The organism is Mammaliicoccus sp. J-M41 (genome assembly GCF_022385935.1).
Taxonomy (GTDB): Bacteria; Bacillota; Bacilli; order Staphylococcales; family Staphylococcaceae; genus Mammaliicoccus; species Mammaliicoccus sciuri_A.
On the sequence record NZ_JAJNIR010000032.1, the window covers coordinates 1 to 22,533 of the forward strand.

At 33.0% G+C, this 22,533-nt stretch carries 20 protein-coding genes, 2 pseudogenes and 1 riboswitch; of the genes and pseudogenes, 16 read left to right on the plus strand and 6 right to left on the minus strand.

Going from position 1 to position 22,533, the window contains the following annotated elements:
* Positions 1–184: 184 nt before the first annotated feature.
* Positions 185–472: a putative quinol monooxygenase gene (locus LQ686_RS10955; RefSeq protein WP_037590620.1), complete on the minus strand. Its 288-nt coding sequence runs from the start codon at positions 470–472 to the stop codon at positions 185–187.
* Positions 473–569: 97 nt separating this feature from the next.
* On the minus strand, positions 570–1,949 hold the full coding sequence (locus LQ686_RS10960) for an amino acid permease (RefSeq protein ID WP_037590619.1): 1,380 nt from the start codon (positions 1,947–1,949) through the stop codon (positions 570–572).
* Between the two features lie 259 nt (positions 1,950–2,208).
* Here LQ686_RS10960 and LQ686_RS10965 point away from each other — a divergent pair, with 259 nt between their 5' ends.
* From LQ686_RS10965 to LQ686_RS11025, 13 genes are all read left to right on the plus strand, one after another.
* Positions 2,209–3,210: an NADP-dependent oxidoreductase gene (locus LQ686_RS10965; protein WP_239733326.1), complete on the plus strand. Its 1,002-nt coding sequence runs from the start codon at positions 2,209–2,211 to the stop codon at positions 3,208–3,210.
* Positions 3,211–3,406: 196 nt separating this feature from the next.
* Positions 3,407–6,421: an NEAT domain-containing protein gene (locus tag LQ686_RS10970; RefSeq protein WP_239733328.1), complete on the plus strand. Its 3,015-nt coding sequence runs from the start codon at positions 3,407–3,409 to the stop codon at positions 6,419–6,421.
* A gap of 395 nt (positions 6,422–6,816) precedes the next feature.
* Positions 6,817–7,995, plus strand: a complete 1,179-nt coding sequence (locus LQ686_RS10975; protein ID WP_107590786.1) for a YbfB/YjiJ family MFS transporter — start codon at positions 6,817–6,819, stop codon at positions 7,993–7,995.
* A gap of 98 nt (positions 7,996–8,093) precedes the next feature.
* Complete coding sequence (locus tag LQ686_RS10980) at positions 8,094–8,804, plus strand: GntR family transcriptional regulator (RefSeq protein WP_239733330.1); 711 nt, start codon at positions 8,094–8,096, stop codon at positions 8,802–8,804.
* A 55-nt stretch (positions 8,805–8,859) separates the two neighbouring features.
* Positions 8,860–9,960, plus strand: coding sequence for an SIS domain-containing protein (locus LQ686_RS10985; RefSeq protein WP_107590785.1), 1,101 nt, complete (start codon positions 8,860–8,862; stop codon positions 9,958–9,960).
* A 12-nt stretch (positions 9,961–9,972) separates the two neighbouring features.
* On the plus strand, positions 9,973–10,908 hold the full coding sequence (locus LQ686_RS10990) for a 1-phosphofructokinase family hexose kinase (protein ID WP_107596874.1): 936 nt from the start codon (positions 9,973–9,975) through the stop codon (positions 10,906–10,908).
* Positions 10,905–11,846, plus strand: a complete 942-nt coding sequence (locus LQ686_RS10995) for a tagatose 1,6-diphosphate aldolase (RefSeq protein WP_204168398.1) — start codon at positions 10,905–10,907, stop codon at positions 11,844–11,846. Before LQ686_RS10990 ends, LQ686_RS10995 begins: the two co-directional genes overlap by 4 nt.
* 22 nt (positions 11,847–11,868) lie before the next feature.
* The gene (locus LQ686_RS11000) at positions 11,869–13,653 is read left to right on the plus strand and encodes a glycoside hydrolase family 35 protein (RefSeq protein ID WP_107590782.1); all 1,785 of its coding nucleotides are present in this window, start codon (positions 11,869–11,871) and stop codon (positions 13,651–13,653) included.
* Positions 13,654–14,130: a PTS sugar transporter subunit IIB gene (locus tag LQ686_RS11005; RefSeq protein WP_204167635.1), complete on the plus strand. Its 477-nt coding sequence runs from the start codon at positions 13,654–13,656 to the stop codon at positions 14,128–14,130.
* A gap of 27 nt (positions 14,131–14,157) precedes the next feature.
* Positions 14,158–15,060, plus strand: coding sequence for a PTS mannose/fructose/sorbose/N-acetylgalactosamine transporter subunit IIC (locus LQ686_RS11010; RefSeq protein ID WP_025906947.1), 903 nt, complete (start codon positions 14,158–14,160; stop codon positions 15,058–15,060).
* Positions 15,047–15,904, plus strand: coding sequence for a PTS system mannose/fructose/sorbose family transporter subunit IID (locus LQ686_RS11015; protein WP_025906946.1), 858 nt, complete (start codon positions 15,047–15,049; stop codon positions 15,902–15,904). Before LQ686_RS11010 ends, LQ686_RS11015 begins: the two co-directional genes overlap by 14 nt.
* Positions 15,905–15,922: 18 nt before the next feature.
* The gene (locus LQ686_RS11020; RefSeq protein ID WP_119488994.1) at positions 15,923–16,318 is read left to right on the plus strand and encodes a PTS sugar transporter subunit IIA; all 396 of its coding nucleotides are present in this window, start codon (positions 15,923–15,925) and stop codon (positions 16,316–16,318) included.
* Positions 16,319–16,388: 70 nt separating this feature from the next.
* Entirely contained in the window at positions 16,389–16,736 is a 348-nt protein-coding gene (locus tag LQ686_RS11025) for a DUF2200 domain-containing protein (protein ID WP_025906944.1), read from the plus strand.
* Positions 16,737–16,775: 39 nt separating this feature from the next.
* On the opposite strand, the pseudogene LQ686_RS11030 reads toward LQ686_RS11025, so the two are convergent.
* Positions 16,776–17,519: pseudogene (locus LQ686_RS11030) on the minus strand (class I SAM-dependent methyltransferase).
* Between the two features lie 170 nt (positions 17,520–17,689).
* On the opposite strand from LQ686_RS11030, the gene LQ686_RS11035 reads away from it, so the two are divergent.
* The 3 genes and pseudogenes from LQ686_RS11035 to tenA all read left to right on the plus strand — a co-directional run bounded on the left by LQ686_RS11035 (position 17,690) and on the right by tenA (position 19,956).
* Entirely contained in the window at positions 17,690–18,208 is a 519-nt protein-coding gene (locus tag LQ686_RS11035) for an NUDIX hydrolase (protein ID WP_182476186.1), read from the plus strand.
* A gap of 104 nt (positions 18,209–18,312) precedes the next feature.
* Positions 18,313–19,043 (plus strand): annotated as a pseudogene (locus tag LQ686_RS11040) (epoxyqueuosine reductase QueH).
* Between the two features lie 60 nt (positions 19,044–19,103).
* Positions 19,104–19,212, plus strand: a riboswitch (TPP riboswitch).
* 66 nt (positions 19,213–19,278) lie between these two features.
* Positions 19,279–19,956 carry a thiaminase II gene (gene tenA / locus LQ686_RS11045; protein ID WP_107565833.1) on the plus strand — a complete coding sequence of 226 codons (678 nt, stop codon included), beginning with the start codon at positions 19,279–19,281 and terminating at the stop codon, positions 19,954–19,956.
* Between the two features lie 159 nt (positions 19,957–20,115).
* Here tenA and LQ686_RS11050 read toward each other — a convergent pair whose 3' ends face one another.
* Genes LQ686_RS11050 through LQ686_RS11060 form a run of 3 tightly spaced genes read right to left on the minus strand, consistent with a single transcriptional unit; the run spans position 20,116 to position 22,385 of the window.
* A complete protein-coding gene (locus tag LQ686_RS11050; protein WP_107590983.1) occupies positions 20,116–21,009 on the minus strand; it encodes a VOC family protein in 894 nt (297 codons plus the stop codon).
* A gap of 57 nt (positions 21,010–21,066) precedes the next feature.
* Positions 21,067–21,759 carry a GNAT family N-acetyltransferase gene (locus tag LQ686_RS11055; protein ID WP_119488986.1) on the minus strand — a complete coding sequence of 231 codons (693 nt, stop codon included), beginning with the start codon at positions 21,757–21,759 and terminating at the stop codon, positions 21,067–21,069.
* A gap of 50 nt (positions 21,760–21,809) precedes the next feature.
* A complete protein-coding gene (locus LQ686_RS11060; protein ID WP_239733329.1) occupies positions 21,810–22,385 on the minus strand; it encodes a phosphatase PAP2 family protein in 576 nt (191 codons plus the stop codon).
* Positions 22,386–22,533 lie beyond the last annotated feature (148 nt).

Here is a 22,533-nt window from a genome sequence, read left to right on the forward strand (position 1 = left end):
ATGGTTATGAACCAGCTTCTTTTACATGATCAAATTAAAGATAGAGTTATTAAGTATCTTGAATAACTTACACACTTAATTTGACAAAGCCCACAAAAAAATAAGCATATCACTTTTCTGAGTTTCTCAGATAAGTGATATGCTTATTCGTTTATTTATAGAGTTCTTTAGCTACGAATAGCTTCTATTCTTTGCTTGCACTTACTTTAATATCTGAAGGTCCGGCTAATAATGGTTTCACACTTTTAATAAATTGTTGGAAGTGCTCGCTATTATTATGTGCTTCTATAGCTTCTTGGTTTTCCCAAATTTCATACATTAAATAAGTATTGTCTGACTCAGTTGATTTGAAGTGTTCGTAACCGATGTTTCCTGTTTCTTGTCTTGATGATGCTACTAAATCTTTAATCAATGCTTCATATTGTTCAACTGCTTGTGCTTGAACTTCAAACTTCGCATTTATGATTAACATTAGATAACCTCTTTCTCTCTATCAATTTGATTTCTATATTTGAATCATGACAGAAAGCGATAGAATTGTAAATTTTGAAATCTTGGAATTGAAAATTTTATTTGGTTCTTAATTTTGAGTGTCTTATTCCATACGTGAAGTACATGATAATTCCTAAAATAAACCATATAATAAATGCTATCCAAGTTGTACGTGTTAAGTTTGTCATCAAATATAAACAGATGATAAAGGATACGATTGGTAATACAGGATATAAAGGTACATTAAAGCCTTCTGATGGTAATGTACGATTTCTTCTTAAGAACAGAACGCCTATTGAAACGGTACAAAATGCAAATAATGTACCGATATTAATTAATGAAGCGAGTTCTGATAAAGGTACAAGACCTGATACGATTCCCATAGATAATGTGAGTATGACAGTATTTTGTACGGGAGTTTGCTTTTGATTCGTTTTAGAGAATACTTTTGGAAGTAAACCATCTCTACTCATTGCGAAAATTAAACGCGTTCCACCATAAGACATGACGAAGATCACTGTTGTCATACCAACGATTGCACCTAGTGACAGGAATCCAGCAATCCAATTTTGATTAATGGACTGTAATGCATAAGCAACTGGCGCGCCGACACCTTCTAAATTTTGATAAGGTACGACACCTGTGAGTACAGCTGAAACAATAATGTATAAAATGGTACAAATCGTTAATGCACCAATAATTCCGATTGGCATGTTCTTTTGAGGATTTTTAACTTCTTCAGCTGCAGACGATACTGCATCAAATCCAATATATGCAAAGAACACCATTGAAGCACCTGTTAACACACCATTGAAACCAAATGGTAAGAACGGACTCCAATTATCAGGTTTAACGTAAAAAATACCTACTATTATAAAGAGTAGGACAACCATTATTTTAACAATAACCATAATATTATTGATGCGCGTAGATTCTTTTACGCCAATAATTAATAATGCGCCAATGATCATAATGATAATAAATGCTGGTAAATCAAAATAATGACCACTAGAAGGGTCATATGAACCAGATAAAGCTTTTACGACATGGATATTCATACCAGATAATAAGTTAACAACATATGAAGACCAGCCACTTGCGACTGCTGCAATTGCTAAGCCATATTCAAGTAATAATGCCCAACCTAATATCCAAGCAATACCTTCACCAAAAACATAATAACTATATGTATAGGCACTACCAGCTTGTGGAATTTTTGATGAAAATTCAGAATAACATAAAGCTGCTAAACCACAGCCGATTGCAGCGATAATAAATGAAAGCATAATTCCAGGTCCGGTTATTGTTGAGGAGATTTCACCAGGCAAGATGAAAATACCACTACCAACAACAGCTCCGACTCCAAGCATGGTTAAATCAAAAGCGCCGAGTGTTTTTTTAAGTTTTTTATTTGATTGAGAAGAAAGGTGTTCTTTCTTCTTGAAAAATTGATTCATGTTGCACCTCCGGCAGACAATTATACAGAGATTTGTCTAAAAATTCTATATGTTTAAATAATTCTATTAGTGTAATTTTGTTTTAAAAAAGGAATTATTATGTATTTAATTTGAAAATTTAGTGAATTATAAATAAAATATGATAAAAGTTATAAAAAAATTAAATTACGAACAGACTGTTTGACTCACTTCATAATCACGTTTAATATTTACAAGCGTAAAGTAAGTAATTACTTTTTATAAATGAGGAGGATAATCCATGAAAAATGAACAAATTGTATTAGCTAAAAGAACTGAAGGTATCCCTCAAGATGATGTATTTCGTTATGAAGAAATAGAAGTGAAAGAACCAAATAATGAAGAAGTATTATTAAAATCAATATATGTTTCTGTAGATCCATACATGAGAGGACGTATGAATGATTCTAAAAGTTATACGCAGTCATATGAATTAGACAAACCATTTAACGGCCATATCGTTGCAGAAGTCATTCAATCAAATGCTTCTGACCTTAAAGAAGGCGATATTGTAACAGGTATTTTACCTTGGCAAAAATATATAACAATTAATGAGAAATATGTTACTAAAATACCATCAACTGAAGTACCGTTATATCTATATTTAAGTGTACTCGGAATGCCTGGTATGACAGCTTATCAAGGACTCTTGAAAATTGGTAAACCTCAAGAAGGTGAAACAGTAGTTGTTTCAGCAGCATCTGGTGCGGTTGGTTCTGTCGTAGGACAAATTGCTAAGCTGAAATGTGCGCACGTAGTAGGTATTGCAGGCGGATCAGAGAAAGTAAATTACTTAACTGAAACATTAGGCTTTGATGAAGGTATAGATTATAAGAAAGATGACTTTGCTGAAGCATTAGAAAAGGCCGTTCCAAATGGTATAGATGTTTATTTTGAAAATGTTGGTGGTGCACTTTCAGATGAAGTGTTTAAACATTTAAATAAATTTGCGCGTATACCAGTTTGTGGCGCAATTTCTTCATATAACCTTAAAGGCGAAGATATTGGACCACGTATTCAACAAACATTGATTAAAAGCCAAGCATTGATGCAAGGATTCATAGTTGCACAATTTAATGAAGATGTTAAAGAAGCAAGTGAACAGTTAGCACAATGGGTACAAGAAGGGAAAATTAAATCCGAAGTTACAATAGATGAAGGATTTGATCAAATTCCAAATGCATTCCGTAAGTTATTTACAGGCGATAATTTTGGTAAACAAGTTATAAAAGTAGCTGAATAAAAGATTTGAAATCAGTTTAGGGTGAACATGCCCTAAACTGATTTTTTTGTGCGCTCATTTAGACGAGTATAATCTGTCGAAAAATGACAAAAATATCCATTTATTTATTCCTAAAATTTTGATTAGATGGTATAATTTTGAATTAACAAATGATAACGATTATCATTATCGACTTTAAAATACGGGAGAGATGAATATGACAACACAACACGAGCACAACAAGAATCGTTCAACAATCAAGAAGCAACATCATTTTTCTATTAGAAAATTGTCGGGAGGGATAGCTTCTATTGCAATTGGTGCGACTTTATTTTTAGGAGCAGGTCAAACAGCTAATGCAATGGAAGATAAAGTTGATACAGTAAATGAAGCAACGACTGCTACAGACGATAATCAAAGTGAACCAGTCGTGGCAGACGATGCTACAGTTACAAATAAAGAGAGAGAATTTTACAATGAAGATGAAACATTAGAATCAGCTGTTGGATCTGACGAAGCGGCAGACAATGCAACAACTGCAGCGACTACTGATAAAAAGGAAAGTGCTGTATCTGAAGAAAACGAAGCACATGACTTTGGATTTATTGTAAAGAAAGAAGCTGAAGATGAAAAATCAGTAATGGATAATTATTTAGAACATCCTTCAAAAGTAAGTCATGAAAATGGAAAAACATATGTGAATTTCACATTATTAAGCCCTGACTGGTGGAAGATGTTTGAATTATATAATGGTGACGAAAAACTTAATATGACAACATTAGAAGAAAATGATGATAAACGTGTTGTTAAAGTTGAAGTACCATCAGGCGTTACAGAACTTACATCAAAAGTACATATCGTTGTACCATTTATTAACTATGACAACAAATATACAACACGCGTTATTTTTGATGAAGCAGTTCCAGAAGCACCTAAAGTAGAAAAAGAAGCTCCAAAAGCGGAAACACCAAAAGACGATTCAACAAAAGAAGAAGCTCCAAAAGCGGAAACACCGAAAGACGACAAAGTAACGGAAGAAAAACCGAAAGAAGAAACACCGAAAGCAGAAACGCCAAAAGAGGAAACACCAAGTGAAGATACAGAAGATCAAGATGAAAATAAAGTTTCTGCAAATAAAGAAGGACAAGACTTCGGTTTCATTGTGAAAAAAGAAAAAGAAGATGCTAGATTAGTTTCAGATCGTTATTTTGAACAACCTTCAGTAATAAGCCATGAAAATGGAAAAACATTTGTTACCTTTACATTGAAACGTCCTGATTTTTGGAAGAAGTTTGAATTATATAATGGTGATGAAAAACTAAATACTACAATTATAGAAGATACTGAAGAGAAACGTGTTGTTAAGGTTGAAGTACCTACAGGTGTATCAGCACTTACATCTAAATTACATTTATATATCCCTTATGGTGATACCTATGATTACGATATCACAACACGCGTTGTTTTTGATAAAGCTATTCCAGATGGATCTCAAGTAGCTCCAGAGGCACCAAAATCCGATGCAGAGACTCCAAAAGCAGAACCAGATGCACCAAAAGCAGAGCCAGAAAAACCAAAAACAGATGCGGAGGCACCAAAAACAGATACAGAAACACCTAAAGCGGATCAAGAACAAACTTCTAAATTAAGAGAAGATATTAAAAATAAAGAAATCCATAATAAAACAGTTGATGGTGAAAAACGACCAATTAACTTTAAAGTTATTAATCCTAAAGATAATTCAGAAATATTCTATTATGCAGCTATGATTAAAGATCCAGCAAATATTGTTTTTGATGGCGATCAACCTATTTTAGAATTGCATGTAGATGCACCTTCTACATGGTTAGAATTTGACTTATTTGATGGCGATAAAAAATTAGACTACGACGTTGTTTCATATGATACTGAAAATGAAGTAGCAACTATTAGAGTTAAAGTTAATGAAAATACGAAAGAATTAAAAGTAAAAGGAACTGCACTTGCACTAGGTAGTAAGACTGAACATGAGCTTGGTCATATCGTATTTGATAAACCAATTACTAAAGATGCTTCTAATTATGCAACAGCAGATGATTATAAGAAACAAAAAGATAGAGAGAAATATGATAAAGCTATTACTTTAGAAGATAAAGTGCGTGAGCTTGAGAAATTAATCGATAAAGTTTCTGATGATGAAAAACCACAACTTCAAGAAGAATTAAAAGGACTTAAAGATAAATTAGCTAAAGAATTAGAAACTGCGGTTACAGAATTTGAAAAAGCACCAGTTACAAATGTAGACACTTCAAAAGCAAAAGATAGAAACTTTAAAGTTTTACACAGTTCTAAAGAGGATCAATCTCATATGGACTTTGAAGTAGAGCACCCAGCTAAATTAGTTGAATATAATGGTAAGAAGATGTTAGCCGTTACATTAAAACATGATTCAATGTGGAAAGATTTCCAAGTAGAAGGTGAAGATGGATATAAACGTCCTATTACAATTAGTAAAGATAGTGAAAAAGATACAAGAACAATCTTATTCCCTGTTGTAGAAGGTAAAGATTTCTATAATGCAATCATTAAAATTCATTTAATAACACCACATATTGAATATGAAGGATCATACCATGTAAGAATTAAGGACTTAGAAGATGCAGCTGAAACAGCAACACCAGAACCAACACCAAGTACTGAACCAGCACCTGCACCAACGCCAGAACCGAGTCCAGCTCCAGATAATAAACAAGAGCCAACAAAAGATCAGCCATCAACAGCAACACCAGATCAAAAACCAGAACCGGCAAAAGATCAGCCATCAACACCAACACCAGATCAAAAACAAGAACCAACAAAAGATCAACAACCAACAGTTAAACCAGATCAAAAATCAGAGCCAGTAGTTAATGTAAGCACTAAACCAACAACTGAGCCAGCAAAAGATCAAGTTAACACAAATAAAGAAGAACAAAAATCAGTTGAGCCAGTAGCAAGCAAAGATAAAGTTGAACCAGCAAAACAAGAAGCAAATAAAGAAAAAGCAGAAACTGAATCAACAAAACAAGAAGCAAGTAAAGAAAAAGCAACAACTGAACAACCAAAAGAACAAGCTAAGAAACAAGAAAATAAAAATGAATTACCAAATACAGGTGAGCTTGATAATACACAATATGCATTATTTGGATCACTTATTGCAGGATTAGGTTCATTATTCTTCATCGGTAGAAGAAAAACAAAAAATAGTAAATAAATATGAGACATAAAAAATAGTCATTCATCATGCCAACAAAGTCACAACTGTGATTTTGTTGGCATTTTTTATAAGCAGTTTTGGTGAGAAGTGCAAATAAGGAGTCCAGTAATTACAATTCTTAGTAGTTTTGTAACTAAGGGGGTCCATAGTAACATTTCGGATGAGTTTTGTAACTAACACCCCCGTTATGAACAAGTTTAGGCAGAAGTGTTCACAACGCCCTCGTTATGAACAAGTTTAGGCAGAAGTGTTCACAACCCGCAACAATCCTCATCACACTCATTCCCCATATCCTTCTTCATTCTCCATATCTTTCTCCTATAAATTCATCTTGTATATTAATGATATGAGGAGGATAATAATGTTTAAATATAGAAAATGAGGTGCATAAATTGTCAGCAAATAAAGCATATAAACAATTACTACTAGGAATGTTATCACTATTTATTGTCATGGCAATTGGGCGATTTTCGTACACACCTATTTTACCTTTTATGCAAAAGGCGACTCATTTAACAAACGAAAATGCTGGTTTACTGGCCACGGTCAATTACTTAGGATATTTAATTGGTGCGATGATTCCGACCTTTTTAATTATTAAAAGTAAAGTGGTAGATTTAAAAATTTATTTATTAATCAATATTATTTCTGTTTTATTGATGGGTGTTACGCAAGGTTTTCTTGTATGGAATATTTTAAGATTCATTGCTGGCATTACTAGTGGTACTGTATTTGTGTTAGCTTCAAATGTTGTGCTCGAGTCTTTAAATAAAGGTGGAAAATCTCATTTATCTGGATTCTTATATAGTGGTGTAGGGATTGGTATCTTTACAAGTAGCATATTTATTCAAATTTATACAGATTATAATACTTGGGCATCAACATGGATTATCTTAGGTATCGCTTCATTGATGCTAGGCTTTATTGTTATATTCTTTATGAAAGAAATTAAAGAACCTGTTAACTTAGAACAAAAGACAATACATATAAATGATCAAAATAGTGCATTATATACAAAATGGTTTATGGTATGTTTCTCAATAGCTTATTTATTAGAAGGTGCAGGATATATTGTCACAGGTACGTTCTTAGTTGCGATTGTTGAATCTATTCCAGATTTAAAAGAATATGCAGCACTTAGTTGGATGTTTGTTGGTATGGCAGCAATACCTTCATGTGTATTATGGTCTATTTTAGGCAATAAAATTGGATTTATTAAAGCGATATATTTAGCGTTCATTCTACAAATTATTGGCGTGATTTTACCAGTGTTTTCGCATAATATTATAAGCTTAATCATAAGTTCATGTCTGTTTGGTGGGACATTCTTAGGATTAACGACTTTATTTATGTCTCGTGGTCAGCTTATGAGTGCTGTCTCAGGAAGAAATTTAGTCGCTTTACTAACATTTATCTATAGTCTCGGACAAGTTGTAGCACCTTACTTTGCAGGTATCCTTATCGGAAGTTCTAATAACTATAATGGCGCATTGATATTTGCCTCTTCATTATTAATACTCGCTCTTGTCGCAATATTTATGAGCATAAGACCGTATCGACCTAAAAGTTAGAGTAGTGCAAATATACATTTTTATAAAGTGTTTACATTTTAAAGAGAATGATTTATAATTAAAACTGGTTATAACCAGTTGGAATAGGAATGATTGAGATGCTAAAAAATACACATTTATATTATCAAGTTTATGCAAAAATTAAAGATAAGATTATTTCAGGTGAATACAAAGAAGGCGACAAGTTACCTTCAGAACGAAAGCTTTGCGATGAATACGAAGTTAGCAGAATAACGATTAGAGAAGCGCTAGATAACTTAGAAGCAGAAAGTTTAATTCAAAGAGAACATGGTAAAGGATCTTTTGTATTAGGTAATCAATATAATCAGAAGATGAATAATCTTTATAGCTTCAAAGATGAAGTTGAAAAAAGCGGCGACAAAGCAAGTACAAAGGTAATAAGTATTCAAAGAGTAAAGCCTAGTATTTATATTCAAGAAAAAATGCAGCTCAAATCATTTCAAGAAGTGTATGAACTTAAAAGGTTAAGATTAGCCAATGATAAACCGTTAGTATTTGAGACTAGTTACTTACCTTTAAAGAATTGCGAAGGGTTGGATCGATTTGATTTTAATGAAGTATCATTATACGAAACATTAAATACGCATTACCAAATTCAAATCAATCATGCCTATGAAACATTAACAGCAAAAAATATAACTAAAGAACAAGCGCAACATTTAGAAAAACGTGTTAATGATCCATGTATGTTTATAGAAAGATATAGTTTTGTAAATGATGAGATTATTGAGTACACAGAGAGTGTTGCAAGCGGTAAAGACTATAAGTACACAGTAGACTTAATATAGTCTTTATATATACAAACTGGTTATGACAACATTACCAATATTGGAGGGGAAAGTATTGTTAAACACAACGGACACATATTCGGAGATTAAACAACAACCTGAAATGTGGCAATTAACAGAAGAGATTATTAAAGATATTAAATCAGATTTTGATGAATTTATTAAAGATATAGAGAAAAATGCAACTGGGAAGTTAAAGGTGCTATTTACTGGTGCAGGGTCATCAGCGTATGTCGGAGATATTTTAAGAACAGCAATTGATACGAAACATATGCCTAAGTGGGATTTTGAATCTGTACCAACGACACACTTTGTTACGAGTCCTGAAGCGTATATAGATTCAGAAACGACGTATTTAATTGTGTCATTTGCTAGATCTGGTAATAGTCCTGAAACGAAAGCAACGATTGATTTAGTCGAACAATTATCAGATAACGTACATCATTTATTTATCACAAATAATAAAAGTGGTTATTTAGCAACTGAAGAAAGTTTAAAACATGTTTTTAAAGTGATTCTTCCTAAACAAACAAATGATAAATCATTAGCAATGACATCAAGCTTTTCTTCAATGCTTGTAGCAGGTTATTTATTATTTAATGGATCGATTACGAATGGCTTTTATGATACTGCAGATTCGCTATTTGAATATTTGGAAGAACTAGCAGATCAAACATTACAAAAATCATTTGAAAAAGTATTTTACGTAGGAACTGGTTTGTTAGGTGAACTTACTAAAGAAGTTAGCTTAAAATTAAATGAACTAACAGGCGGTCATGTTGAGATTGCTAGAGAAACGACATTAGGATTTAGACATGGTCCTAAAGCAGGACTAAAGAAAGGGTCTATTTTTATATTGCTTAGAAGTAATGAAACGTATAAACGTGACTATGAAAGTGACTTATTAAATGAAGTGAACAAAGTTAAAGATAAGTACCAGTTGCTTATATTAGATGGTCAATCTTCAGATGAAAGTACACAAATACCGAATATCGAGGATTATAACGACTTTGAAATAGGGCTGATTTACTTAATGTTTGGTCAATTATTAGCAAGCAAAAAATCTGTCGAACTTGGCTTGAATCCTGATAATCCGAGTCCAGATGGCTTTATCAATCGTGTTGTTAAAGGGGTAACAATATATTCATATAGCTAAAGGGTGAGAAGAATGATTTTGACCAATACATTAAATCCATCTATCGATATCAGCTATCAAGTTGAAAGTCTTGAAATTGGGGCGGTGCATAGACCAACGCAAATGATTAAAAATGCTGGCGGTAAAGGTATAAATGTGACGAAAGTTCTGAATGATTTAGGTGCAGACGTGACAGCTACAGGTTATTTAGGTGGAACGAATGGACAATGGATTCAAACACAACTCGAACAAAGAAATATTCAACTTCAATTCATAGATATTGAGGGTAATACAAGACAGTGTATCGCCATTAACGATGGTGAACATCAAACTGAAATTCTTGAAGCTGGACCTGAAGTATCAGAAGCATCGCAAGCGTTATATCTTAAACAATTGGCGGATATCGCGCATCAGTACAAAGTTGTAACTATCAGCGGAAGCACACCAAAGTTAATGAATCAGTCAAAGACTGCATATATGATTAAAATTTTAAATACATTAACGAATAGTTACAATATAGTAGATATAGATGGACAATCGTTAAAAGGAATTTTAGGACAGAATGCTCATATTCATGCGATAAAACCTAATCAATCAGAGTTTGAAGACTTAGTTAATCAGAAGGGGTTAAGTCATCAAGACATTTTCAAGATTCTAAAAACAAATCAGTTGTTTAAAGATGTGGATGTATTTGTAACGCTTGGTTCTGAAGGTGCGATTATTAAATTGAAAGAGACGATTTACAAAGCAACTTTACCAAATATAAATGCGGTTAATCCTGTAGGTTCAGGAGATGCTACTGTGGCAGGTATCGCTTATAGTGTGGAGCATGATTTAGATCCTGTAACGACAATTCAAACAGCTTTAGCGTGTGGTACATCAAATGCGATGCAAGCTGCAACGGGAAAAATCATTCAACAAGAAGTGGATGATTTAATCAAAAAAGTGGGAGTGGAGAAATTAGGATGACAAATAAAGATATTAATAAACTCGTCGATGATAAAGGGATATTCGCTGCAATTGCTGTTGACCAAAGAGGGGCACTCAAAAGATTACTAGGTGAACAAGGAACGGATGACAACGTTGCATTATTTAAAAAGCTTGTATCTGAAACACTTTCACCAAGTGGTTCTAGTATTTTATTAGACCCTGAATATGGTAAAGATGGCATACAAGCTAAGGCTATAGATGCTGGATTGATTTTAGCTTATGAACAAACTGGATACGATAAATCAGTAGTCGGTAGATTACCAAGATTAGTTGAAGGTTTATCTGTTAAACAATTAAAAGAGATGGGTGCTGACGGTATTAAATTACTCATCTATTATGACGTCGATGAGCCGGATGATATTAATGATGTAAAGAAAGATTTAGTGCAACAAGTTGGACAAGAAACGGTCGAAGAGAATATTCCATTCCTATTAGAAATCTTAACTTATGATGATCAAATAGGTGATGAAAAAGGTCAATCGTATGCTAAAGTTAGACCACATAAAGTGATAGAGGCGATGAAAGCTTTTAGCGATGAAAAGTATAACGTCGATGTACTTAAAGTTGAAACACCCGTTAATATGAACTATGTCGAAGGTTTTACAGAAGATTATGTCTTTAGTAAAGATGAAGCGGCATCATATTTTAAAGAACAAGACAGTGCAACTTCAATACCTTACATATATTTAAGTGGGGGCTTAACTTCACAACAATTTAAAGATACACTTGTCTTTGCACATGAAAGTGGTGCGCATTTCAATGGTGTATTGTGCGGACGTGCAACATGGCAAGGTGGAACTGTTGTACTCAAAGAACAAGGTCAAGAAGCTGCTAAAGAATGGTTAAACAGTGAAGGCATTCATAATTTAAAAACGCTCAATGACATCATACAGAAGACAGCAACTCCAATAAGATAAACAAAGAACAGGTGGTGTAAAGATGCATAAATTTGAAATTAACACTGATTTCTTATTAGACGATAAACCTATTCAAATATTGTCTGGTGCCATTCATTATTTTAGAGTACCTAAAGATGACTGGTATCATTCGTTATACAATTTGAAAGCACTCGGTTTTAATACAGTTGAAACCTATATTCCGTGGAATTATCACGAACCTCGGGAAGAACACTTTGAATTTGGTGGCGAAAAAGATATTCAACACTTTATTCAATTGGCTGAAGAATTAGGTCTGTATGTGATTATAAGGCCATCTCCATTTATATGTGCTGAATGGGAATTTGGTGGTTTACCTTCATGGTTGCTCAATTATAAAGACATGAGAATTCGTTCGTCAGACCAACGATTTATCGATAAAGTAGACCGATATTATACACAATTATTTAAAATTTTAAAGCCGTTACAAATTGATCATAATGGACCGATTATCATGATGCAGATTGAAAATGAATATGGCTCATTCGGTGAAGATAAATCATATTTAAATATGATTAAAGATTTAATGATTAAACATGGTACAACAGTGCCGCTATTTACTTCTGATGGTGGATGGGCACAAACTTTGAGAGCGGGCAGTATGGCTGAAGATAATATTTTACCAACCGCTAACTTTGGATCTAAGACTGATTTAAACTTTCAAAATTTAAAATCATTCCATGAAGAATTTCAGAAAAAATGGCCACTCATGTGTATGGAATTTTGGGATGGTTGGTTTAATAGATGGGGCGATGACATTATTAAACGAGAAAGTGATGATTTAGTTGCCGAAGTAAGAACTTGCGTTCAACAAGGACATATCAATTTATACATGTTTCATGGTGGTACGAATTATGGATTTTGGAACGGTTGTTCAGCTAGAGGTACGGTAGACTTACCTCAAATTACTTCTTATGACTATGATGCACCGCTTAATGAAATGGGCAATCCGACTCAAAAGTATTATGATTTGCAGAAAATGCTCAAAGAAGAAATACCACATATCGAGCAATCAGAACCTTTAATAAAAGATTTTATGGAATTGGATCACATTCAACTACAAGATAAAGTCAGTTTGTTTAATGTTCTAGATGAAATATCGTATAAGACGACTTCTAAATATCCAGAGACGATGGAAGAAGCGGGTGATGGACTTGGTTACATGCTTTATCGTACGAAAATACACAAAGATTCACCAGTTGAAAAATTTAGAATTGTTGATGCACGAGATAGAGTAAAGATGTATATAGATGGTAAACATGTTTATACGGCTTATCAACAAGAAATCGGGGATGCTTTTGAAGTTGAGTTACATTCAGAAGAACCTCAAATCGATATACTCGTTGAAAATATGGGGCGTGTAAATTATGGATATAAATTGCTTGCGAGTACACAAAGAAAAGGTTTAGGACAAGGTTTAATGCAAGATTTGCACTTTGTTCAAGACTATGAACAATTCCATATTCAATTAGAGCAACTAAACAAGGAGCATTTTGAAAAGGAATGGATTGAAGGGACACCTGCATTTTACAGGTATGTGTTTACGTTAAATGAAGCAAACAATACGCATATTGATGTAAGCGCTTTCTCAAAAGGTGTAGTATTAGTGAATGGCGTGAACATAGGTAGATATTGGAATGTTGGACCAACAGCATCCCTATATATATCAAAAGCACTGCTTCATGAAGGGGAAAACGAAATTATTATTTTTGATACTGAGGGGACATATAACCAAGAAATTAATTTGGTGAAAGAACCTAAATTTATTCAAAAAAAGGGAGAGATTTAAATGACAATTATAGCGAATAGAATTGATGGTAGGCTGATTCATGGGCAAGTAGCAAATTTGTGGACGACAAAACTAGATATTACAAGACTTATGGTTATTGATGATGTTGTTGCTGAAAGTACAGTAGATAAAAGCGGGCTTAAATTAGCAACGCCAGCTGGTGTTAAATTAAGTGTATTACCTGTTAAAAAGGCAGCGGATAATATACTAAATGGTAAATATGACTCTCAAAGATTAATGGTGATTGCCAAAGGACCTGATCAATTTTTAGAACTTGTAAACTATGGTGTAAAAATTGATGAGTTAAATGTTGGTAATATGTCTCAAACAAATGAAACAAGATCAATCAAACGTTCGATTAATGTTACGGATAAAGATATAGAAACATTTAAAGAACTTAACCACAAAGGTATTCGAATTATTTCACAAATGGTTCCAAATGATAATAGTGAAGATTTCATGTCATTGATTAAATAATATTTAAACAAAAAGGGGTTTTTAATTATGGAAATATTATGGTGGCAAGTTCTGCTTTTAACATTATATGCGGGTTATCAAATATGGGATGAGCTTCATCTTTATTCTTCAATAAGCCAACCCGTATTCGCAGGTTTAATTGCAGGGTTAATAATGGGAGATGTAACAACTGGTTTAATTATCGGTGGTAGCATGCAGTTAACAATTTTAGGGGTTGGTACATTCGGAGGTGCATCAAGAATTGATGCGAACTCAGGTACAATTTTAGCGGTAGCTTTCTCAGTTGCATTAGGTATGCAGCCGACTCAAGCAATTGCTACATTAGCCGTACCTGTTGCGAGTTTGATGATTCAAACAGATATTCTAGCTCGATTTACAAATACATTCTTTGCACATCGTATAGACGCTAAAATCGAACAAATGGATTATAAAGGAATTGAACGTTATTATATTGCAGGTATTATTCCATGGGCATTATCAAGAATGATTCCAGTATTCTTAGCATTAGCATTTGGTGGTTCTGTCGTTAAAACAGTTGTGAATTACTTGAACGCTGACTTAAAGTGGCTTGGAGATGGATTAACAACTGCAGGAGCTGTATTACCAGCAGTCGGTTTTGCAATCTTATTAAGATACTTACCTATTAAGAAACATTATATGTATTTCATTTTAGGATTTGTATTAACAGCGTTATTAGCTACAGTATTTGATGGTATGAGTGGTTTAGGTACAGCTGTATCAGGACTTGATAAGAAATTTGATGCGGTATTCAATCCTCTACCTATGTTAGCCATTGCGTTAATCGGATTTTCATTTGCTGCAATGGAATACAAACGTACTTCTTTAGCAAAACCAGTACAACCTGGAGAAATGAATACTTCTAATTCTCAAAATGATGATGAAGGGGAGATTGAAGATGACGAACTATAATCAAAATGTTGATCCTAAAGAACAAAATGTCACAACAGAAGGTCAGTATAAATTAACTAAAAAAGATTTTAGACAAATTAATAGAAGAAGTTTATTAGGCTTCCAAGCCGGATGGAACTACGAACGTATGCAAGGTTCTGGCTATTTATATATTATGCTTCCACAATTACGTAAAATTTATGGTGACGATACACCAGAACTAAAAGAAATGATGCATACACATGCTCAATTTTTCAATACGAGTAACTTTTTCAACACAATTGTGACGGGTATTGATGTCGCAATGGAAGAACAAGAACAAATTAAATCTAAAGAATCTGTAAGTGGTATGAAAGTAGGTTTAATGGGCCCATTCGCTGCAGTAGGAGACTCTATATTCGGTTCATTAATTCCAACTATATTTGGGGCGTTAGCTGCCAATATGGCGATTAACGGAAATCCTTTTGGTGCTTTTATATGGTTAGCAGCGCAAATTGCCGTTATGGTCTTTAGATGGAAACAATTAGAATTTGCATATAAAGAGGGTATATCTTTAGTAACAACGATGCAACATAAGCTCGAATCATTAACAAATGCTGCTACATTGCTTGGGGTATTTATGGTCGGAGCACTCGTCGCCACGATGGTTAAAGTTCAATTTGCTTGGGAACCAAAAATTGGTGATTTAACAGTTAATATTCAAAATAATGTCGATATGATCTTACCAAAATTATTACCATTAGCAATTGTACTAGGTATTTATTGGTTATTAGGCAAAAAACATATGAATTCAACACGTGCAATCTTTATCGTTATCATTGTAACGGTTATATTATCTGCACTAGGCGTATTAGCAAAAATTTAATCAATAGGAGTTTTCACAATGGGAAAATTAATTTTAGCAAGTCATGGTTCAATGTGTGAAGGTTTAAAAGAAAGTGTTGAGATGATATTAGGACCACAAGATAATATTGAAACTGTTGCACTTTTGCCGGATGAGGGACAAGAAGACTTTGAAAAGAAATTTCTAGCAGTAATCAATGATGAAGAAGTAACTGTATTTACAGATTTACTAGGCGGTACACCAGCCAATGTCATTTCTAAAACTTTAATGACTGGAAAACAGTTTGATTTATATGCCGGAATGAATTTGCCTATGGTTATTGCATATTTAAATGGAGAAATGCTGAATCAAGAAGCGGACATCATTAATGAAACACAAAAAAGTATCGTAAAAGTAAATGATTTACTACAAGACTTAGATGAAGATGATGAATAACGATTAAAATTAGTCAAGAGATGCTGTTACCCTTTATAATAAAATAAAGATAAAAAATGAGGGATGCATAATGAAGAATGAAAAAATATACGACATGCCAGTATCAAATGTTTATCCACATTACGTCACAAAAGCTGAGAAAAAAGGTAAAACAAAAGCAGACGTAGATGAAATCATCATTTGGTTAACAGGTTATAGTCAAGAATCATTAGATCAGCAATTAGAGAACAAAACTGATTTTAGAACATTTTTTGAAGAAGCACCAAATATGAATCCAAATCGAAAACTGATCAAAGGCGTCATATGTGGCATAAGAGTTGAAGAAATCGAAGAACCACTTATGCAAGAAATTAGATACTTAGACAAATTAATAGATGAGTTAGCGAGAGGTAAGAAAAAAGAAAATATATTTAGGTGAATATGAAGTAAAAGCATGGGATAATCTCCCATGCTTTTTTTAATGATATGCTACCCAAAGTGTCCACTGATCTTTTTCTATTATCGGAGAATCGTCTCCTACATATTTAGGGAATTGTGCTACAAATGTTTTTAATTCTTGGTCTGATAATTCAAATAGAATACTACGACCTTTTCTTGATAAATAATCATGCTGTAAGGATTCTATCGTTGTATATGATTGTCTAATTTCATTAATTTTTAAAGTTTCAACATTATTAAATCCAACATCATATAATGCCTTTGTAACATCTGCTTCTGAATGTCTTCTCTTTGAATCAAAATTCCGCAGTCTTGGAAAATGTTCATATAAATATCCGCGTAGATTGTTTGAAGAAGCGGGAATCGCTAAATCTTCAATAGTTCGATCTTGAATGACAAATATGCTGTTATCTTTTAGAATACGCTTTGTTTCAATAAAAGCTTTTTGTAAATCTTGAATATGATGAATGAGTGCTCTTGAAAGGATAAAATTCTGTGACTGGTTGGCTAAATGATTATTGAATATATCTCCAACTTCAAATTGTATATGGTTATTGTAAGCTTGTTAATTAGCTGATGCGATCATTACTTCAGATTGGTCTATACCTAAGATATGCTTGAATCCAAATTCACTTAATTGATTTGTGTAAATGCCGCCGCCACACCCGATGTCTAGTGCATTATCCTTATCAATATTAGATTGTTTGATGATGCTACTAATCAAAGTTACCCAATTATAATCAACCTTTCGTCCACTATACATATACTTATTATGCTCATCATGAAAAATATTATTCAAAATATCATCCCCTTTCCTTACACCATACACCTAAATGGATAGTTGTAATAATACACATAACTTATGAATAGCTATAACAAGGTGTTAATTTCAATATGATAAAATAAAATTACTATGATTATGGAGTGGTGAGAATGGAGACTTGGGATTTATACGATGAAAATAGGCAGTTATTAAATGAAACGATGACAAGAGGAAATGAAGTACCTGCTAATCGATATCATCTTGTGATTCATGTTTGTATTATTAATAAAGAGGGAGAATTGCTAATACAAAAAAGAAGAGATGACAAACAAGGATGGCCAGGTAAGTGGGACTTCTCAGCAGGAGGTAGTGCTGTTCAAGGTGATACAAATAGAGTTGCAGCAGAACGAGAAACATATGAAGAACTAGGTATTAAATTGGACTTAACTAATCAAAGACCACATTTCACAATTAATTTTGACGACGGATATGATGATTTTTTCATAGTGCATCAAGAGATAAATATAGAAAAACTAAGCTTTCCAACAGAAGAAGTACAAGAAGTAAAATGGGTTACAAAAGATGAATTATTAGACATGATTAAAGAAAGTTTATTTATTCCGTATAGGAATAGTCTTATAGAATTTATATTTGAAATGAATAATGAATTAGGAACAATAAGAGAGTAAAGAAACAGTTTAACTGTTTCTTTTTCATATTGCTATCACCTTTTGAATGTTATAAAATATTGTAAAAATGACAATTTTTGTATAAAGGGATGATTAGGGATATGGTGATTTCAGCTGATGGTATTATTGCTAAGATGAAAATCAAAAGATTAACTATGATAAGGTTATGCGTAAAATGATTTCTGAATGGGAACGTTCTGAAACAAGACCTTCTATTTTAATTCATAGTTGTTGTGCGCCTTGTAGTACTTATACGTTAGAGTTATTAACACAATATGCAGATGTTGCGATTTATTTTGCGAATCCAAATATTCATCCGAAAAGTGAATATGAGCGTAGGGCGAAAGTTCAAGAAACGTTTGTTGAACAATTTAATGAGCGTACAAATTCTAATGTTAAATATATTGAAGCAGCCTATGAACCACATAAATTTATGAAAATGGTTAAAAGTAAAGATTTAGCTGATGAAAATGAAGGTGGGCTAAGATGTACGGCTTGTTTCGAAATGCGTTTAGAACTCGTTGCAGAAGCGGCAGCTGATCTTGGAAATGATTATTTTGCGAGTGCGTTAACGTTGTCACCTAAGAAAAATGCACAATTGATTAACGAACTTGGTATGGATGTTCAAGATTTATATCATGTTTATTATTTACCGAGTGACTTTAAGAAGAACAAGGGGTATGAAAGATCGATTAAAATGTGCAATGAATATGAGATTTTTAGACAATGCTATTGTGGTTGTGTGTTTGCAGCTATGAAGCAAGGTATAGATTTTAAAGAAGTGAATAAACAGGCTAAAGCTTATTTAGAATCATGTAATAAAAGTTGCATGTAATTTTATTTGCAATCCTAGGATAAAACAGATATGTTGAAAGAGTATAGAAATTAAATAATTTTAAACCACTGGAAGTGCCTTTATAAAGGCTGAGATTAAAGTGATACCTTTAAAATTCCTTGAACCTGATCCAGCTTATACTGGCGTAGGAAAGTGGCGTATTGATTATAAGGTACTCATGACGCTATTTTCTTAATGAAAATAGCGTTTTTTTAATTATAAGGAGGATTTATAAATGAAATTTACAGATAGAGTATTCAATAGAGTTGAACCGATTTGGCAATCTTATATGAAACATCCTTTTATTATAGGATTAGGTGATGGCACGTTAGATCAAGAAAAATTTAAACATTGGTTGAAACAAGATTATATATATTTAATAGAATATGCGAGACTATTCTCAATTGGTGCAGCTAAATCAACTGACTTAAAAATGATGGCGACTTATGCTGATTTAGCGAATGGCACATTAAATACTGAAATGTCATTACATAGAGGCTATGCTAAGCAATTTGGTATATCAGAAGCGGAATTAGAAGAGACAGAACCGGCTCAAACGACTATTGGCTATACGAGTTATATGTTGAATATGGCACAACAAGGTGGCATTGAGAATGTTATTGCGGCTATTTTGACATGTACTTGGAGTTATAATTATATAGGGTCAAAATTAGCTGAAATTAAAGGAGCATCGGACCATCCTTTATACGGAGAATGGATTAATATGTATGCTTCAGATGAATTTAGTCAGTACAAAGAAGATTGTATTCAGTTGATGGATCAAGTTACAGAAGGTAAGACAGAAGCGGAATTACAATGCTTAGAAGATATTATTGTTAAAACGAGTTACTATGAATATATGTTCTGGGATATGGCTGAACATTTAGAAACATGGCCAGTACCGGTAAAATAAATAGGGAGCGGGACAGAAATCTAATTTGTATAAAAAGATTTCGTAGTCCCGCCCCGGCAAGGCTGACTAGAGTTGAAAAAAGCTTGATAAAAGCGCATTTTCAATTCAGTCAGCTACTGCCAAGAAGCATGCACAATGCTTCTGTCTTTTTTTATACTATTATTTGCCTTCGTAGGCTTTTATTAAAGTTTCTACATCGAATTTCTTCATTTTAAGAAATGCTTTTGTAACGTTACTGATTTGTTCTGGTGTGCCTTCTTCTGCCATTTGATCCATGATTTTAGGGACAATTTGCCAGGAGACACCGAATTGATCTTTGACCCATCCGCATTGTTCTGCTTCTGGTACAGCAGATAATTTATCCCAATAATAATCAATTTCTTGTTGGTCTTCTAAAAATAGTATTAATGAAATACCTTCGTTTAAGTTGAATTCATGTTTATGTGCACTATCAAGTGCGACAAAATATTGATCTTCTAATTTAAATTCTGCGTGTGCGAGTGTATCTGGCTTGTCTGGCTCCATGCCTTCTGGGTAATAAAATTTACTAATATCACCACTGTTTTTAAATACGCTTGTGTAGTAGTTAATCGCTTCTTCAGCTCTACCAACATTATCATTAATGAACATAAATGATGGTCTAATACGATCATCGAATGGTTGGTCTGTGATGAGGAGTTGCCATGAAACACCAAACTGATCTTCCAACCAGCCATATTTTTCACTAAAGTCGTAAGCACCAAGTTCCATCATAATTTTCCCGTTATGTGCGAGTGCAGTCCAAACTTTGTCGAGTAATGCTGCTTCAGATTGTTTGAAAAGTACTGTAAATGATATGGAAGGATTTTTTGTGAAATAAGGACCAGCATTGATTGCCATAAATTTATAATCAAAAATATTAAAAGTGAGCTGTTTTGCATCTCCGGATGGTGTATCTGTAAACGTTACATCTGAAATGATTTCTGATTCTGGAAAAGTTTGCATATAATAATCGACGGCTTCTTGCGCTTCGTTATCGAACCATAAATGCGGAACAATTCTTTGATTATTCATTTCTTCATCTCCTCAGTCCTTTTTACTTATTATACCCATCGTTATAAATATAAACATTTAGTTCATTGAAAGTTTATTGATTTGTGTGCCATCATGGTTAAAATTATTTTCATCAAGCCATTCTTCGTAATGTTTTTTGATGGATGGCCATTCTTTATCAATGATAGAGAACCAGTCTGTATCGCGATTCCTTCCTTTATATACGAGTGCTTGTCGAAAAGTTCCTTCATATTTGAAACCAAGTCTTTCGGCAGCATGTTTCGAAGGTGCGTTCAAACTATCACATTTCCATTCATAGCGTCTATATTTTAAAGTTTCAAAAACGTATCGAGCAAGTAAATATTGTACTTCAGTAGCAATGCGCGTTCTTTTAAGTAGTGTTGAATAATGAATGTGGCCAACTTCTATCGTTGAAGCTTTAGGATTAATTCTTAAAAGTGACATTATACCTAATGCTTGATGTGTTTCTTTGTCGACAATCGCAAAGAAATAAGGATCTTTAGAAATGATTCTTTCTTCGATTAACTGCGTAAATGAAGCTTTATCATGAATCGGTTCATGAGGTAAATACGTCCAGTTTGCATCATTTTCTGATGAACATAATAAAGGGAATAACTGATCGATATGACTTTCGTTTAAATGTTCAAGTTTACTGTACTTACCTTCAAGCATATCAACACAAGGCATATTCGGTTCTTTAAATGATTTGACTTCATCACCAATTGGTTGATTAAAAGTATTATATCTCATAAAAAATCCTCCTTTATTTTTATCATAGCATAAAATAAAGGAGGTGAAATTTACGAGCGCGAGTACTGATGCATAAATTTAGCAACGCTTAAGTAAACTAAATGAACAATGATTAAACTTGCGACAGTATCAGAAAAGAAGTGTGCACTTAAATAAATTCTTGAACACATCATAGACAAAATTAATATAGCAGTAATCCATTTAACTGTTACATGTTTGTATAACGCAAGTATGAGAAAAATCGCTACAAATAATGTTAGTGTATGCATGCTTGGAAAGCTGTAACCATCAATTAAATCGGATGGTCTTGGCCGTTGAATAATATATTTTAACGCTGTTCCAATAAATAGTGATGAGAAAGAGAATATTAAATACTGTAGCAAATTTCTTCTATTATAAAAATATAATCCAATTAATAATATGCATATTAATATACCACTATGTAAAGGTGAAAATAAAAAAGAAATAATCGTTAGATAATTATGTAATCTAAATGCTAATGTTTCGGTTTGTATAAATTGATAGACATACTGATCAGTAGTATTGATATAATTTGTGAAAATCAATGACACGATTAAAATTAATAAAATCGCATAACAAATAATGAGCTTGGAATCTTTCTTCATTGTGCGTAAAGCTCCTTTGAACGTGAATATTTAGACTTTTTTTCTATTGTAAATATAAAAATAATTTTAGACAATAGGACTTTAGGACTACCTAAATATCGTTTAGTAATTTACTTAAAAGTGCTATCATGGTAATTATAAATAAAAA

What these genes read in the sequence shown, in the direction of transcription:
- LQ686_RS10965 (WP_239733326.1), top strand. Translation starts at nt 2,209, where the DNA reads ATGAAAAATGAACAAATTGTATTAGCTAAAAGAACTGAAGGTATCCCT.
- LQ686_RS10990 (WP_107596874.1), top strand. Translation starts at nt 9,973, where the DNA reads ATGATTTTGACCAATACATTAAATCCATCTATCGATATCAGCTATCAA.
- LQ686_RS10955 (WP_037590620.1), bottom strand. Translation starts at nt 472, where the DNA reads ATGTTAATCATAAATGCGAAGTTTGAAGTTCAAGCACAAGCAGTTGAA.
- LQ686_RS11060 (WP_239733329.1), bottom strand. Translation starts at nt 22,385, where the DNA reads ATGAAGAAAGATTCCAAGCTCATTATTTGTTATGCGATTTTATTAATT.
- LQ686_RS11005 (WP_204167635.1), top strand. Translation starts at nt 13,654, where the DNA reads ATGACAATTATAGCGAATAGAATTGATGGTAGGCTGATTCATGGGCAA.
- LQ686_RS11050 (WP_107590983.1), bottom strand. Translation starts at nt 21,009, where the DNA reads ATGAATAATCAAAGAATTGTTCCGCATTTATGGTTCGATAACGAAGCG.
- LQ686_RS11025 (WP_025906944.1), top strand. Translation starts at nt 16,389, where the DNA reads ATGAAGAATGAAAAAATATACGACATGCCAGTATCAAATGTTTATCCA.
- LQ686_RS11035 (WP_182476186.1), top strand. Translation starts at nt 17,690, where the DNA reads ATGGAGACTTGGGATTTATACGATGAAAATAGGCAGTTATTAAATGAA.
- LQ686_RS10960 (WP_037590619.1), bottom strand. Translation starts at nt 1,949, where the DNA reads ATGAATCAATTTTTCAAGAAGAAAGAACACCTTTCTTCTCAATCAAAT.
- LQ686_RS11010 (WP_025906947.1), top strand. Translation starts at nt 14,158, where the DNA reads ATGGAAATATTATGGTGGCAAGTTCTGCTTTTAACATTATATGCGGGT.
- LQ686_RS11000 (WP_107590782.1), top strand. Translation starts at nt 11,869, where the DNA reads ATGCATAAATTTGAAATTAACACTGATTTCTTATTAGACGATAAACCT.
- LQ686_RS11020 (WP_119488994.1), top strand. Translation starts at nt 15,923, where the DNA reads ATGGGAAAATTAATTTTAGCAAGTCATGGTTCAATGTGTGAAGGTTTA.
- LQ686_RS10995 (WP_204168398.1), top strand. Translation starts at nt 10,905, where the DNA reads ATGACAAATAAAGATATTAATAAACTCGTCGATGATAAAGGGATATTC.
- LQ686_RS11055 (WP_119488986.1), bottom strand. Translation starts at nt 21,759, where the DNA reads ATGAGATATAATACTTTTAATCAACCAATTGGTGATGAAGTCAAATCA.
- tenA (WP_107565833.1), top strand. Translation starts at nt 19,279, where the DNA reads ATGAAATTTACAGATAGAGTATTCAATAGAGTTGAACCGATTTGGCAA.
- LQ686_RS11015 (WP_025906946.1), top strand. Translation starts at nt 15,047, where the DNA reads ATGACGAACTATAATCAAAATGTTGATCCTAAAGAACAAAATGTCACA.
- LQ686_RS10980 (WP_239733330.1), top strand. Translation starts at nt 8,094, where the DNA reads ATGCTAAAAAATACACATTTATATTATCAAGTTTATGCAAAAATTAAA.
- LQ686_RS10970 (WP_239733328.1), top strand. Translation starts at nt 3,407, where the DNA reads ATGACAACACAACACGAGCACAACAAGAATCGTTCAACAATCAAGAAG.